This is a genomic window from Pseudoalteromonas prydzensis (assembly GCF_011050055.1).
In the GTDB taxonomy this organism is placed as follows: domain Bacteria; phylum Pseudomonadota; class Gammaproteobacteria; order Enterobacterales; family Alteromonadaceae; genus Pseudoalteromonas; species Pseudoalteromonas prydzensis_A.
In genome coordinates this window covers 1-14012 of sequence record NZ_DRGM01000112.1, presented here as the reverse complement: position 1 = coordinate 14012, position 14012 = coordinate 1, and the positions used below count along the sequence as shown (strand labels likewise).

The window sequence follows — 14012 nt, the reverse complement described above, 5'->3', positions numbered from 1 at the left end:
TTGGTTTTCTTGCCACGTACCGCTGCGAATTTTATCAACAATGAATTGTTTTATTTGCGCAAATTTAGGTGTCGTCATTAAATTTATGGTTACATTAAAAATAAACTATATAAATAAGATGACACAATTGCCTTGTATATACAAGATGGGTTGTTAGACTATATTTTCATCACTCTTGGCGTAAAAAGGGCTGCAAAATGCAAACCACAACAAAAAATTATGAGTTAGAAGAAATTGACTTACTTTTGACTGATGCCAATATTGCCACTATGGATAGCAATATAAATGCCCCTTATGGCGCAATCGAAAATGCTGCTATAGCTATTAAAAATGGTAAAATTGCATGGATTGGAGAGCAATCAACGTTGCCCAATTTTGATGTGTTTGCAACGCCGACATTGAGTGTAAAAGGGCAGTGGTTAACGCCGGGCTTAATAGATTGTCATACGCATTTAGTGTTTGCAGGTTCAAGATCGCAAGAGTTTGAGCAGCGCTTGCAGGGTGTAAGTTATGAGCAAATTGCGGCACAAGGCGGTGGCATAGCAAGTACGGTTAAAGCGACGAGAGCAGCCGACCGTGAGCAATTGTTTGTTGATGCAAAAGATCGCTTAAATACGTTGTTAAAAGAAGGTGTAACCACCGTTGAAATAAAGTCGGGTTATGGACTGGATACTGAAAACGAGATAAAAATATTAGAAGTAGCTCGTTTATTAGGTGAGCATCATCCTATTGATATTAAAACTACTTTTTTAGGGGCGCATGCTCTACCGCCTGAATACAAAGGCCGCGCTGATGAATATATTGATTTGGTATGTACTGATATGCTTGATCAGGTAGTGGCTAATAACCTTGCTGATGCAGTCGATGTATTTTGTGAAAATGTAGGCTTTAGTCATTCGCAAACCAAACGTGTTTTTGAGGCGGCTAAAAAGCATAATCTCCCAGTAAAATGCCATGCTGAGCAGTTATCTAATCAACATGGTGCTGAGCTGGTGGCGCAGTTCAATGGCCTTTCGGCAGATCATATTGAGCATCTTGATGAAGAGGGTGTAAAAGCCATGGCAAACGCTGGGACGGTCGCGGTGTTATTACCCGGTGCATTTTATTTTTTAAGAGAAACTAAATTTCCACCTATTGAGTTACTTAATCAATATAAAGTACCTATAGCTATTGCGAGTGATTTTAATCCAGGTACTTCACCACTATGCTCAGTGCACTTGATGATGAACATGGCATGCACATTGTTTAGATTAACACCCGAGCAAGCATTGGCAGGTGTTACTCGTAATGCAGCTAAAGCACTAGGGTTAGACGATCGTGGTATTTTAAAAGTTGGCGCAAGAGCTGATATTGCACATTGGCAAATAAGTCATCCATCACAATTAAGTTACCAATTTGGCGTAAATAAACTGTTAAATTTATGGATTTTGGGTAGAATTAACTAGTTTGTATTATTTTTACCCACATATAATCTGGTTTAAACTTTTTTAGCGAATACGGATGCCGTTAATTTGAACATACTAACCGACAGTAATTTTCCAATATTTTTTAGTGGTGCACTATTGATGGCGATGATTGCCACTTTATTTGCCGTTAAAAATGTCAGTATTAAGTTTAGTTATTTATGCACAGCAGCTGTTGGTTTGGCTATTTTGAGCAGTGGTGCGGCCTGGCTTGCCATTCTACTTGCCTTTGGATTTTGTTTTCATTTATGGCAAGCCTTTGAGCGAAATAATTGGAGCATGATTATTACCAGCTCACTGGCTGGTCTTTTATTTGTTGTTCTATTTTCAGCTCATTTATTATTGGAAGTTCCGCTATTTTGGGTTGTGTTAGCAATATTATTATTAACTATTGTTGGCTTTTTAAATGATGAAAGCGCTGAAATAGAAGTCGTGATAGAGCCAGAACCAACAGATGATGCATTTATTGAAGAGTCACCGCTTTCGGTTTTTGCAGATAGAAAACAGTTACGTCAAGGTTACTATGCATGGTGCGACAATAAGCAGGTAAGTGCTGCATTAGTCGTTATTCGTCTTGAAGGATTTGAGCAAGTTAACCAGCATATTGGACGTGATTTTGGCGATATACTTTTAGCACAATCGGCTAATCGAATAAAAGAATTACTTTCAAGTGACGAAATAGTGACTTTAGTAGGGCAAGAAAAGCTAGCCCACTTAGGGGGCCTTAACTTTGCGTTTATTTGTAGTTTCGCGAATCAAAAACATTTACATGAGTTGGTTATTGAACAAATACTGGGTGCAACGCTTAAGCCATTTAATGTTGCTAACTGCACTGTAGAGGTAAAAGCGAGGGCGAGTTATGTTGATTGTAATGAGCAAGACAATAACTTTGATAATTTAATATCGTACGCATACCTAGCACTCGATAGCCACCCAAATCGCAAGGTTGTGCCTTATCATCAACAAATGATGATTGAACTGCGAGAGCAACAAGCGCGACTAAAAGAGTTGGCAAATATTGATTTTTCGAGCGAATTAGAACTCTATTTTCAACCTATAATTTGTAATGACAATGGTCAAATTGAGTTTTTAGAATTACTACTGCGTTGGCAGCATCCTAAGCAAGGAATTTTATCTGCTAATCGTTTTATTGACGACATCAGAATTGCAGGGCTTGGTTACCCGCTTGCTAAATTTGTAATGGAAAGAGCCGCTGAGCTTGCAATGGCGCTTAGAGTAGAAGGTATTTCTATACCGCTTAGCATTAACGTATTTGGCCCTGAAATGCTAAATGAAGAGTTTGTTGAATTTGTTGATGTTGTTATAAATGAGCATCACTTAGAGGCGGGAGACTTAATTGTTGAATGCCCTTTACATATTTTTGCTGGTTTAGATGACAAAGGCAGAGGTATGATAGCAAGGCTTAATAACATAGGCTTAAAAGTATGTGTTGATGGACTTGGCGATAACCCGGTACTGCTTTCTAAGCTACCAAGTTTATCAGTTGAATATATTAAGGTTTCACCTTCACTTACCGCTGACTTTAGTAATCAAAACAATATACGCAGTCTAGTTGGTGGAATGGTTGATATGCATAGCCAACAAAAAACAAAAGTAATTTTTGAAGGAGTAGAAACACTTGAGCAACTTAAGTTTGTAAAAAGCTTAAAAGGTTATGCTGCCCAAGGTTATTACTTTGGTCACCCGCTAAGTAGTATCGGTTTAATGAGCTGGCTAAAAGAGTGGCGATTGGTTCAACAACGTTAAGTGTTTTCTTTGGCTTGTAGGTAGCTATTTACAAGTGCACTAATTACTTGCCCTACATGGGTAGCACCGGCATCTAACCCGTTAGGATGCTGACTAGGCGCTGCTTCACATAAGTGTAAGTACATAGAGTGGCGATGGCTTGCAGCTAAATGCACAAAGTGCTCAGTGTCACTCACACTAAATCCACAATATGTATACGCACTAACTGGCATATAAGTAATACTATCTAAATCAACTTCAACACCCAGTGGTGAATCATTAAAATTACTTAGTGCATTTTCAATTGCCTGCGTTAGTGTAATTTTGCGCTTAACTTGTATGGATTGATAGCTATCAAACTTAAAGTTAGCTTCACTCATTGCATCTATAATTGCTTGATTGTTTTTTAATTCATGTAAGCCAATAACATGGTAATTACTTAGATGTTGCTCGTTATACGCGTAACGAAATCCATTACCACTATGGCGACCTTCACATTCTCTAAAGTCGGCATGAGGATCAAAATTGATTGCATTAACAGGTGTGTCTTTTGACTGGCTGAGTGCGCGGATGATTCCCAAGCAATTATTATGGCCGCCACCAATAACTATTGGCTCAAGCCCTGCTTTAAAAATAAGGCTTAATACTGACTCTACGCGCTCATCAAGTTGTTGGCATAAATCTCGTAATTGAGTTAGCTGCTGGGCTTGCTGATTATTAAGTTGGTTACTTTGCGCCATTAAATCATCAGTATTTACTTCACCCAATAAAAGTACTTTTTGAGTGGCAATAAACTGATTATGAGGTTGGTTTAAAAAGCGTTTTAAAAAAGCCGGCCATGCTTCGTTTGCACCGCCATTTCCTAAGTTTGCTTTTGGGCCTATATCTTCGCAAATACCAAGAAGTACATAGCGAATACCAAATTGAGCAGCGTCAATAAGTGCTTGTTGCAGGTTTACTTGAGTGTCGAGCAAGGCCATTGATTGCCATGCTTTTTTTTCATTTACGCGGCTAGAACAAAGTGATCTAACCGCGCTTTCATCATATATTTTTAAATGGGTGGTCACGTTATACTTCTACAACTTCCAATTCTAATTCTTCTGCAGATAAAACAATGCCTGTGCTATCAGCATAAATAAAGTCGTCATCAAAAAAAGATACGCCTGCAAAGTTAACGCCTATAGCATCTTCGCCAGCACCTTCGCTGTCGGCTGCAACAGGAATAGAAGCAATAGCTTGAATGCCTAAATCGAGTTCTTCAAGCTCATCAACATGGCGTACTGCGCCGTAAACAACAATCCCATTCCAGTTGTTTTCAAGTGCAAGTTCAGCCAATTCAATATCAATAAGCGCACGGCGAGTTGAGCCACCACCGTCAATAAGAAGTACTAAGCCTGTACCATCTTGAGAAAGTAATTCGCGGATCAGTTCATTATTTTCAAAACATTTAACCGTTTTAATGCGGCCACCAAAGCTGTGTCGACCACCAAAGTTGATGAACATTGGCTCTAGCACATCAACCACATCAGCAAAGTGGTCGCATAAATCAGAAGTGCTGTAATCCATTATTTTATCCTCAAAAGATACATTAATTTATACCTCAGTATACCCTCCTTATAAGCAATAACAACGACTTAATCGCAGTAAATTTAGGCAAAACATGAGCTAGAACACTAATCGCAATAATAGTGTCTTAAAAGCGTCACTCAATTGTTATTTACAACACCTAAGCTAAATCGGTGTTCATATATTATGCAATGAGGGGTAAGTGATGGGTAACAATAATATGTTTAAAAGGGCAGCTCTGCTAGATGAGCAATTATTTTTAACTCTATTTAATTGCAACTCACCGAAGTGGTTTAAAACAATGGCGTTCGGGTTATCTAAAAGCGGTGACGGTGGGCTTTACATACTCGTGTGTTTAGCAGTGTGGTGGCTTAGTAATAATGAGCAGCATCAATTATTACCCGTAGCGATATTGATTGGTTTTGCTATAGAAAGACCTATTTACTTATTAGCTAAAAACAGATTTGCCCGGATCCGCCCATGCGACTGTTTAGTAAAAAATGCCTATATAGTACCAAGTGATAAATTTAGTTTACCCTCTGGTCACAGCGCTGCAGCGTTTTTAGTTGCAATTATACTAAGTCATTTTTTTCCTGAGTATGTATGGCTACTACTTAGTTGGGCTGCTGGTGTGGCTATTTCTCGTGTGATATTAGGCGTACACTTTCCAGCTGATATCGTTATTGGTGCGATTATTGGCAGTTTTTGTGGTTTATTTGCGTTAGCACTCGTGGTACCTGTATGAAAATATTGTATGGAGTGCAGGGCACCGGTAATGGTCATATAACGCGAGCTAGGGTTATGGCTAGCTGCTTTAATAAACTCGGTATTGATGTTGATTATGTGTTTTCAGGACGAGCAAATAAAGATTATTTTGATATGCACGAATTCTCAGATTATAAAGCGTATAGGGGCTTATCGTTTAGTACTGAAAATGGTCAAATAAAAAATTTAAAAACACTTAAAAACATGCGAATTTGTAAGCTGGTGAGAGATATAAAATCGCTTGACATAAAGCAGTACGATTTTGTACTTAATGACTTTGAGCCCGTTACAGCGTGGGCTGCAAAAAGAGCTGATATACCTGTTGTTGGCATTAGTCATCAAGCCGCATTTTTGTCAGATAACGTACCTATGTTTGGTCGAGGGATATTCAGAAAATCGCTAATTAAACATTATGCACCAGCGTCTACTTACCTAGGCGTGCACTGGCAACCTTTTGCAAATAATATAATCCCGCCGTTTATTGCTCATCATAACCATGAAAACCCTGTCGCGGTGATGAACAAGGTATTGGTATATTTACCTTTTGAAAACTTAGATAGCATTGTTGATTACTTAAAAGACTTTCCCGAAAAAGAATTTTATTGCTATCACCCAAATGCCCGCAATGAATCTTTTGGACATATACATTTACGCTCCCCATCGCGTTTGAGTTTTTTAAACGACTTAGCAAACACGAGTGGAGTTATTGGTAATGCTGGGTTTGAGCTTGCCAGCGAAGCGCTTAAGTTAGGTAAAAAGTTACTATTAAAGCCTTTAAACGGACAATTTGAACAGACTGCAAATGCGCAAACATTGTTTGCTATGGGTATGGCGCATGTAATGAACTATTTAAACCCGCAAGCTCTTGATGATTGGAATAGCGCACCACAAAATAAGCAAATAAATTACCCAAGCGATCCCGCGCCTTTAATTGACTGGTTGGTAAAAAAACAATGGAATAATACACAATCGTTACATAAAGGTTTATGGGACAGTGTGGGTTTAGAGTGATAAACATAAAAAAGCGAGGAATAACAAAGAATAATAAAAAGTTAAATTAATGAGTCGCTTCGTATCTATCAGCTATAATAAATATGCATATTAAAAAAAGGCGTTAGCGATGAATTTTTTACAAAACTTAACAATCAAACGACGTTTACAATTAAACGCAGTCGTTGTTGGTTTAGCAATGGTGGTCCTTTTATGCGTAATAATTTATGAAGCGAGAACAACGCTAAGCTTGAATAAAACAATTCAGCTTGCTGAAGAGCTTAATATTCATGAATTAGAACTGCGTAAACATGAAAAAAACTTTCTTTTTTATAAACAAAAAGAAGCATTAGACTTATTTGAACAAGATTATAATCAGCTTAAAAGTAAAATTGCTAAGCTGAACTTAATTATGCAAGAGCAGGGTATCGAAACCCAAAAAATAAGCAATCTAGAGAGTTTAATAAGTGCTTATAACAATGATTTTATGAGTGTTGTTGTGCTACAAAAACGCATAGGGTTACATCCTACGGATGGATTGTATGGCGAACTAAGAAGTGCAGTTCATGAGATTGAAAGTTTGATCAAAGAGCAAGGTGATTACAAGCTCTTATCTTCAATATTACAGTTAAGACGAGCTGAAAAAGATTTTATGCTACGTCTTGACCTTAAGTATTTAACTCGATTTGATGAAGGGGTTAATACTTTAAAGCAGCAAATCTCTCAGGCTCAATTTGATAGTGGGTATACTGCTGAATTAAATGGCTTTCTAAACTCCTACCAAACTCAATTTCAAGCATTGGTAGAGGCACAGGTTGAATTGGGGCTAGATTTAAATTCAGGTGCACTCGGAGAAATGCGTAAAAGTGTTGAACAAAGTGATGCAATCGTTGCGCAGATCCTATTAAGCACTAAGCAACAGGTAGAACAAAGCGTTGAACAGGCACAGTTTTTAGCTATTCTTATTTTTGTGACTGCTGGCATTATTGTTTTAGTGTTGGTTTATTTCACGAGTCGCTCGATTATTGTGCCTATAGAACGGGTCTATCACACTATTAATGATATTCGTCGTAATAACGATTTGAGCGTAATGATAGAGCAAACAGGTAAAGACGAAATTACCACTATGACGGTCGACTTTAATAGCTTAATAGGCGATTTTAAGAACTTGATTAACGAAGTTAATGGTGCTTTAAATACGCTTAATGTGGCAACCGAACATTTATCAGAAAGTACTGCAGCAACAAGCTCTGGTATGCAAGAGCAATTACATGAAGCTGATATGGTTGCAACTGCAGCTACTGAAATGCAGGCGACGATTCAAGATATTTCACATAATACTGAAGCGGCCGCAAAAAAAGCCGAATCAACAAACCTAAGTGCTCAACAAGGGCGTAGTGAAGTAGATTCTACCGTTAAGCACATCAGGGCTCTATCTGATTCGTTAGGGAATGCATCAAATGTAGTATCTCAACTTGAAAAAGATGGCGAAACAATTGGTTCAGTGCTTGATGTAATCCGGGGTATTGCAGATCAAACAAATTTACTCGCACTTAATGCGGCAATCGAAGCCGCTCGTGCTGGTGAGTATGGTCGTGGATTTGCTGTTGTTGCAGATGAGGTTCGTTCATTAGCAAAACGCACTCAAGAGTCTACAAGTGAGATTGAGAGTATTATAAGTACTTTACAGCAGCGTACCCAAGAAGTGGTAAGTATTATGCACAAATGTCGTTCTCAAGGCGATGAAAGTGCCTCGCAAGCAATTAAAGCCGGTGAGTTATTAGGCGCAATTACTGAAGATGTGCAAACAATAATGGAAATGAGCTCTCAAATAGCGGTTGCTATTGACGAGCAAAGCCAGGTGGCATCAGAGGTTAATAAAAATGTAGTCAGAATTCGCGACATTGCGCAAGATGCAACTGAACATGCTGCTAAAAACGCCCAAACTAGCGAAGAAGTATCTGAGCAAGCTAGGGTGTTATTTAGCGCTATTGATAAGTTTAAAGTGTAACTAACTTGAACCCTGGATAGTAAATATCTTAACCAGGGTTTAGGTTAACTAATCTAAAATACCCACCTAAATTACCTATAAGGTTTAAGGAATAAACTTTATTGGTACACTGTTTTTGTTTTGTTTGTGCTCGGCTACGCGTGCCAAATATTCATTGCTCAATGTTTGTTGCTGCGCTTGTAGTTTTTCAAAATAACTCCAGCTGAATAACCCACTGTTATGACCATCATCGAAATCTAACCGCAGTGCATAATGCCCAACAGGTACTATATTTTTTATACCTACGGATTGCTTATTTAAAACCAGTTTCATAGGGCCAGAGCCATGACCTTGCACTTCAGCTGAGGGGGAGTGAACGCGTAAGAATTCACAGCTAAAGACTGCTTGGCTGTCATCATCAAAATAAACATCTAGGTTTTTACTTACACTATGATAATGCACTTTTATTACGTGTTTCATTTTATATATCCCATTAAAAAGCCCCCAATCTGGAGGCTTTTAGTATAACGTTTATATTCGTTTTATAGAATGAAGCGGCTTAAGTCTTCATCTTCAACAAGTGCACCTAGATGTTTTTCAACGTAAGCGGCGTCAATGACAAGTGATGAACCTGCCTTTTCAGAAGCATCGTATGAAATTTCTTCCATCAATCTTTCCATCACAGTATGCAAGCGACGAGCACCGATGTTTTCGGTTTTTTCGTTAACTTGCCACGCTGCCTTAGCAATGCGCTCAATTGCATCATCACTAAACTCAATCGTTACTTGCTCAGTTTTAAGGAGCTCTCGTTGTTGCTCAGTAAGCGATGCATGCGGCTCTGTAAGGATACGCTTAAAGTCATCGGCAGTAAGTGCTTCAAGTTCTACTCGAATTGGTAAGCGACCTTGTAGCTCAGGTATCATGTCTGATGGTTTAGACATTTGGAACGCACCTGAGGCAATAAATAACATATGGTCAGTTTTAACCATGCCATGCTTAGTGTTTACCGTTGAGCCCTCAATTAGAGGTAGTAAATCGCGTTGAACACCTTCTCGGCTAACATCTGGGCCTGAAGAATCACCACGCTTACAAATTTTGTCTATTTCATCTATAAACACAATACCGTTTTGCTCTACTGCAAAAATAGCTTGTTCTTTTAGCTCTTCAGGGTTTACTAATTTAGCGGCTTCTTCTTCTGTTAATAGTTTGAAGGCTTCTTTAATTTTTAACTTACGTTTAGTACGTTTATCGCCGCCCATGTTTTGAAACATGCTTTGTAACTGGTTGGTCATATCTTCCATACCAGGAGGCGCCATAATTTCTACGTTTGATTGAGCTTGCGCCAATTCAATCTCGATTTCTTTATCATCTAGCTGACCTTCACGTAATTTTTTACGAAATGTTTGGCGAGTGGATGAAGTATCGTCGCGTTGGCTTTCGCCATATTGGTCTTTAACAGGAGGTAAAAGTGCATCTAAGATACGCTCTTCTGCTGCTTCTTCGGCGCGATGTTTAAACTTTTTAGTTTGCTGTTCGCGAGTCATTTTAATTGAAACATCAACGAGGTCACGTATGATCGTATCTACTTCTTTACCAACATAACCAACTTCAGTGAATTTAGTCGCTTCTACTTTAATGAATGGTGCGTTAGCAAGTTTTGCTAAACGGCGGGCAATTTCTGTTTTACCTACACCTGTCGGACCAATCATTAATATATTTTTTGGTGTTACTTCGCTGCGTAAATCTTCATTTAATTGCATGCGGCGCCAACGGTTACGAAGTGCAATAGCAACCGCTTTTTTAGCTTTAGCCTGACCTATAATGTGCTGATCTAGCTCGTGAACAATTTCTCTTGGGGTCATATCAGACATAATAGTTCCTATTATAATTCTTCGATTGTTTGGAAGTTATTAGTAAATACGCAGATGTTGCCTGCAATAGTTAAGCTTTTCTCTACTATTTCACGAGCGCTTAAATCTGTATTTTCTAAAAGGGCAGTTGCAGCTGATTGCGCAAAGTTACCACCACTACCAATTGCAATTAAATCGTTTTCTGGCTGAACTACATCGCCATTACCGGTAATAATTAAAGAGGCTGTTTCGTCTGCTACGGCGAGCAGCGCTTCGAGTTTTCGAAGTGCACGGTCACTTCGCCAATCTTTAGCCATTTCTACTGCGGCTTTAGTTAGGTTACCTTGGTGCATTTCTAATTTGCTTTCAAAACGTTCGAAAAGAGTGAAGGCATCAGCAGTACCGCCGGCAAAACCAGCGATTACTTTGCCATTATAAAGACGTCGAACTTTGCGGGCGTTGCCCTTCATTACGGTGTTACCAAGTGAAACTTGGCCATCGCCGCCAATTACAACTTTGTCGCCGCGGCGAACACTTACGATAGTAGTCATGTTATTCCTCATCATCGAGCTGCAGAGGCAACTCGTAAAAAACGATTATGATGAGGTTATATGGGTGAATGGTTTATTTTCAAGTCCAGCCCCAAATTCCGCAGCCGACTATTTTTACACGTTTAAGTTTGTTTTTATCGCTTTCGGCTTGGCGTTTGGTTTTATAAGGACCTAAACGTACTTTATACCAAGTACCATTGCTGCCTTCAGCCTGTTTTATCTCAGAAATGAGCCCTGCAAATGCGATTTTAGCTTTTAACGATTCAGCTTGTGCATGAGTTCTGAACGAACCGCACTGCATAACATAAGGACCTTTTTGCTCAAGTTCTTTTACTTCAACTTGAATCTCGTGGTTTCTAATTTCTTTAATAAATTCCGGTGTGCGTGGAATAACAACTTCCACTTTTGCGGGCGCAGATGGGTTTGCTTGTTTTTCGACAAGTTTTGGATCGGCATTACTTTTAATAAACCATAGTGTGTAGGCAAAACCACCTACAAGTAAGATGGCTATAACGGCTAAAAGAATAGGAAATGGTTTTTTAGCGGGTGCATTTTTTTTACTGTTTCTGCCTGCCGGCTTTTTATTAATATAATCGTGCTGTGCCATGGTGTTATTTTGGCCTTAACCTAAATCATGTCTATAGGGTCTACGTCTAAGCTCCAGCGTACTTTTTGTGCAAGTTTACTGGTACTTAAATAATCAACCATTTGCGCAAGGTACTGATGTAATATGCGGCGATCTTGCGCTTGAATATGTAATTGAAAACGATACATACCTGCGACTTTTTCAAGTGGAGCAGGGATCGGACCGAGCAATTGTATACCAGATACCCCATTCACAGGAACCAAATCCGTCAAAAAATCGACGACTAGCTTAATGCTATGTCCTTGTGCACGCACAATGGCCATATTTGTAATGGGCGGTAAGTCAGCATCATCGCGCTCACTAAGAGCAAAGCGGGCAAAGTCTTGGTAGCCATTATTAACTAAGTCTTGTAAAAGAGGGTGTTCTGGGAAGTGTGTTTGTAATAACACTTGACCAGGCTCTCCTGAACGCCCAGCACGCCCCGCTACTTGGGTGACTAATTGGGCTAAGTGTTCTGTCGCTCTAAAGTCGCATGAGTATAAGCCGCTATCTACATCTAAAATTATAACAAGGCTTACATCTGCAAAGTGATGGCCTTTGGCAAGCATTTGTGTGCCCACTAAAATGCGTGCGCCTCCTAGGTTGATTTCATCAAGTGCTTTTTCAAGGCTACCTTTACGACGAGTTGAATCGCGATCTATACGAGTAACAGGTGTATCAGGAAATTCGGTCGATAAAAACTCTTCAATTTGCTCTGTGCCTTTACCGTTAGGGAATATTTGTGTGCTCCCGCAATCAGGACATTGGTGAGGGACAGGGTACTGGTCGCCACAGTGATGACAGATCATTTGTCCAATCGCTTTATGAAATGTAGCGCTGGTACTACAGCGTTTACATTCGCTCAACCAACCGCACTCATGACAAATTAGGGTTGGCGAGAAACCTCGGCGATTTAAAAATACCATAACCTGTTTACCGCGATTTAAATGCTGGCGCATAGTAGCAAGGCTTGCGTGGGCAATACCCGCTTGGTCGGGTTGGCCTTTCATATCGAGTAACTTAAATTGGTTGTCGGTCGCTGTTTGTGCACGCTCAGTTAAGCTTAATAGCTGGTATTTGTTATTAATTGCCTTGTGAAGTGTTTCAAGAGCGGGTGTAGCGCTGCCTAATATAAGCGGGATTTTATGCTGAAAAGCTCTGTAAGCGGCTAAATCACGGGCATGGTAACGAAGGGTATCTTGTTGTTTAAATGACGAGTCGTGCTCTTCATCAACAACAATCATACCTAGTTTTAAAAATGGCAGAAAAATACTCGAACGCGTCCCAATAACTATCGCACAACTGCCTTTTTCGCAAAAGCGCCATGTTTGTAAGCGTTCGTTATCGGTAAGTGCTGAGTGCCAAAGCATAATGGGTGTATCAGGAAAGCGGCGACGAAAACGGTTTACAGTTTGTGGCGTTAAACCTATTTCTGGCACTAATACTAATGCTTGCTCACCACGTTTTAATACTTCTTCTAGGCACTGTAAATACACTTCCGTTTTACCACTGCCAGTGACGCCTTCTAATAAAAAGCTGCTAAATCCAGTACTTTGATTTATTGCTGTACAGGCAACCGCTTGTTCTTTATTAAGTATAGGTTTGCTACCGACAGTTGGTACAACGCTTTGCCATTGGTTATCGTGTTCAATAGTTTGCGTAATAAGCTCTTTATCTATTAGGCTATCTATTGTTTTTTTACTAAAGCCCAGTGCCTTTAACTCAGTTAACGATGACTTACCTGATTGCGATAACTGTTTTAATAAGTTGAGCTGTGTTTTAGCTTTTAATGACGGTACTTTCGCGCCTTTTTCAGTTAAAGCAACCATATTAATACTGGTTTTATCAGGTGATTCACCTTGGCGAAGTACAGCGGGTAGCGCTATATGAATAGTTTCGCCTAAAGGATAGCAATAATAGCGCGCGGTAAAGCTAAGTAAGTCTAAATGTTGGGAACTTAAAATAGGGGTATCGTCGATGACTTCTATAATACTTTTTATTTTATTCTCTGGGACATCAGTACTATTTTTGATACTGAGAATTACGGCTACTTTTTTTTGATTACCAAAAGGTACCAAAACGCGCATACCGGGTAGTAAAGGCGTTGAGAGGCCGCTGAGCTGTTCTTCTATTTTATAATCAAAGGTGCGTGGGAGCGGGACTTTAATAGCAACTTCAACAAAACTCATAACAACTCAACCCGTAAAATTAATGCTGTAATGTACTAAAATTACCGTAAAAAACCTACTAGCAATAGTGCTTGAGGCAGAGATTGTTCACTTTTTTGGCTAAAACATAAATAAATACTTGTGTAGGGGAACGTTGTTGGATAAAATCCGCCACCAACAAATTTGTTTTAACGACGTATGGTGCCAGACTTCGGGTTTGGAGAGCGATGCGGCCTTAACTAGAGGTTCCTATGAAAGAAGGTATTCACCCTAAGTACGAAGTAATTTCTGCAACATG

General features: G+C 39.4%; 12 protein-coding genes and 1 pseudogene. 5 read left to right on the top strand and 8 right to left on the bottom strand.

Translation table 11 applies throughout. The annotated features are described in order from the left end of the window. Window positions 1–78: pseudogene (locus ENH88_RS10385) on the bottom strand (histidine utilization repressor); the annotation flags it as partial. A gap of 119 nt (window positions 79–197) precedes the next feature. On the opposite strand from ENH88_RS10385, the gene hutI reads away from it, so the two are divergent. Then, a complete protein-coding gene (hutI, locus tag ENH88_RS10380; protein ID WP_024600421.1) occupies window positions 198–1445 on the top strand; it encodes an imidazolonepropionase in 1248 nt (415 codons plus the stop codon). 120 nt (window positions 1446–1565) lie between these two features. Further along, window positions 1566–3230, top strand: a complete 1665-nt coding sequence (locus tag ENH88_RS10375; protein WP_076925360.1) for an EAL domain-containing protein — start codon at window positions 1566–1568, stop codon at window positions 3228–3230. Here ENH88_RS10375 and ENH88_RS10370 read toward each other — a convergent pair. Further along, complete coding sequence (locus ENH88_RS10370; RefSeq protein WP_304182181.1) at window positions 3227–4276, bottom strand: formimidoylglutamase; 1050 nt, start codon at window positions 4274–4276, stop codon at window positions 3227–3229. The genes ENH88_RS10375 and ENH88_RS10370 overlap by 4 nt on opposite strands. Before the next feature lies 1 nt (window position 4277). Next, on the bottom strand, window positions 4278–4775 hold the full coding sequence (gene rraA / locus ENH88_RS10365; protein ID WP_008169908.1) for a ribonuclease E activity regulator RraA: 498 nt from the start codon (window positions 4773–4775) through the stop codon (window positions 4278–4280). 205 nt (window positions 4776–4980) lie between these two features. On the opposite strand from rraA, the gene ENH88_RS10360 reads away from it, so the two are divergent. The 3 genes from ENH88_RS10360 to ENH88_RS10350 all read left to right on the top strand — a co-directional run bounded on the left by ENH88_RS10360 (window position 4981) and on the right by ENH88_RS10350 (window position 8541). Beyond that, complete coding sequence (locus ENH88_RS10360) at window positions 4981–5520, top strand: phosphatase PAP2 family protein (RefSeq protein WP_024600424.1); 540 nt, start codon at window positions 4981–4983, stop codon at window positions 5518–5520. After that, window positions 5517–6551, top strand: coding sequence for an MJ1255/VC2487 family glycosyltransferase (locus ENH88_RS10355; RefSeq protein WP_076925363.1), 1035 nt, complete (start codon window positions 5517–5519; stop codon window positions 6549–6551). The genes ENH88_RS10360 and ENH88_RS10355 overlap by 4 nt, the downstream gene beginning before the upstream one ends. Window positions 6552–6660: 109 nt before the next feature. Then, on the top strand, window positions 6661–8541 hold the full coding sequence (locus tag ENH88_RS10350; RefSeq protein ID WP_304182180.1) for a methyl-accepting chemotaxis protein: 1881 nt from the start codon (window positions 6661–6663) through the stop codon (window positions 8539–8541). Window positions 8542–8625: 84 nt separating this feature from the next. Here the strand turns inward: ENH88_RS10350 and ENH88_RS10345 are convergent, their stop codons facing one another. The 5 genes from ENH88_RS10345 to priA all read right to left on the bottom strand — a co-directional run bounded on the left by ENH88_RS10345 (window position 8626) and on the right by priA (window position 13735). Further along, window positions 8626–9000: a gamma-butyrobetaine hydroxylase-like domain-containing protein gene (locus ENH88_RS10345; protein WP_024600427.1), complete on the bottom strand. Its 375-nt coding sequence runs from the start codon at window positions 8998–9000 to the stop codon at window positions 8626–8628. A 62-nt stretch (window positions 9001–9062) separates the two neighbouring features. Beyond that, a complete protein-coding gene (gene hslU / locus ENH88_RS10340; RefSeq protein WP_024600428.1) occupies window positions 9063–10391 on the bottom strand; it encodes an HslU--HslV peptidase ATPase subunit in 1329 nt (442 codons plus the stop codon). 11 nt (window positions 10392–10402) lie between these two features. Continuing rightward, window positions 10403–10921: an ATP-dependent protease subunit HslV gene (gene hslV, locus ENH88_RS10335; protein ID WP_002958366.1), complete on the bottom strand. Its 519-nt coding sequence runs from the start codon at window positions 10919–10921 to the stop codon at window positions 10403–10405. A gap of 79 nt (window positions 10922–11000) precedes the next feature. Next, on the bottom strand, window positions 11001–11528 hold the full coding sequence (locus ENH88_RS10330) for an SPOR domain-containing protein (protein ID WP_024600429.1): 528 nt from the start codon (window positions 11526–11528) through the stop codon (window positions 11001–11003). 20 nt (window positions 11529–11548) lie between these two features. After that, window positions 11549–13735, bottom strand: a complete 2187-nt coding sequence (gene priA / locus ENH88_RS10325; RefSeq protein ID WP_304182179.1) for a primosomal protein N' — start codon at window positions 13733–13735, stop codon at window positions 11549–11551. Window positions 13736–14012: the final 277 nt, after the last annotated feature.

Excerpts from the sequence above, each read along its gene's own strand:
- hutI (WP_024600421.1), top strand. The coding sequence starts at position 198 with ATGCAAACCACAACAAAAAATTATGAGTTAGAAGAAATTGACTTACTT.
- ENH88_RS10375 (WP_076925360.1), top strand. The coding sequence starts at position 1,566 with ATGGCGATGATTGCCACTTTATTTGCCGTTAAAAATGTCAGTATTAAG.
- rraA (WP_008169908.1), bottom strand. The coding sequence starts at position 4,775 with ATGGATTACAGCACTTCTGATTTATGCGACCACTTTGCTGATGTGGTT.
- ENH88_RS10360 (WP_024600424.1), top strand. The coding sequence starts at position 4,981 with ATGGGTAACAATAATATGTTTAAAAGGGCAGCTCTGCTAGATGAGCAA.
- ENH88_RS10355 (WP_076925363.1), top strand. The coding sequence starts at position 5,517 with ATGAAAATATTGTATGGAGTGCAGGGCACCGGTAATGGTCATATAACG.
- ENH88_RS10350 (WP_304182180.1), top strand. The coding sequence starts at position 6,661 with ATGAATTTTTTACAAAACTTAACAATCAAACGACGTTTACAATTAAAC.
- ENH88_RS10345 (WP_024600427.1), bottom strand. The coding sequence starts at position 9,000 with ATGAAACACGTAATAAAAGTGCATTATCATAGTGTAAGTAAAAACCTA.
- hslU (WP_024600428.1), bottom strand. The coding sequence starts at position 10,391 with ATGTCTGATATGACCCCAAGAGAAATTGTTCACGAGCTAGATCAGCAC.
- hslV (WP_002958366.1), bottom strand. The coding sequence starts at position 10,921 with ATGACTACTATCGTAAGTGTTCGCCGCGGCGACAAAGTTGTAATTGGC.
- ENH88_RS10330 (WP_024600429.1), bottom strand. The coding sequence starts at position 11,528 with ATGGCACAGCACGATTATATTAATAAAAAGCCGGCAGGCAGAAACAGT.
- priA (WP_304182179.1), bottom strand. The coding sequence starts at position 13,735 with ATGAGTTTTGTTGAAGTTGCTATTAAAGTCCCGCTCCCACGCACCTTT.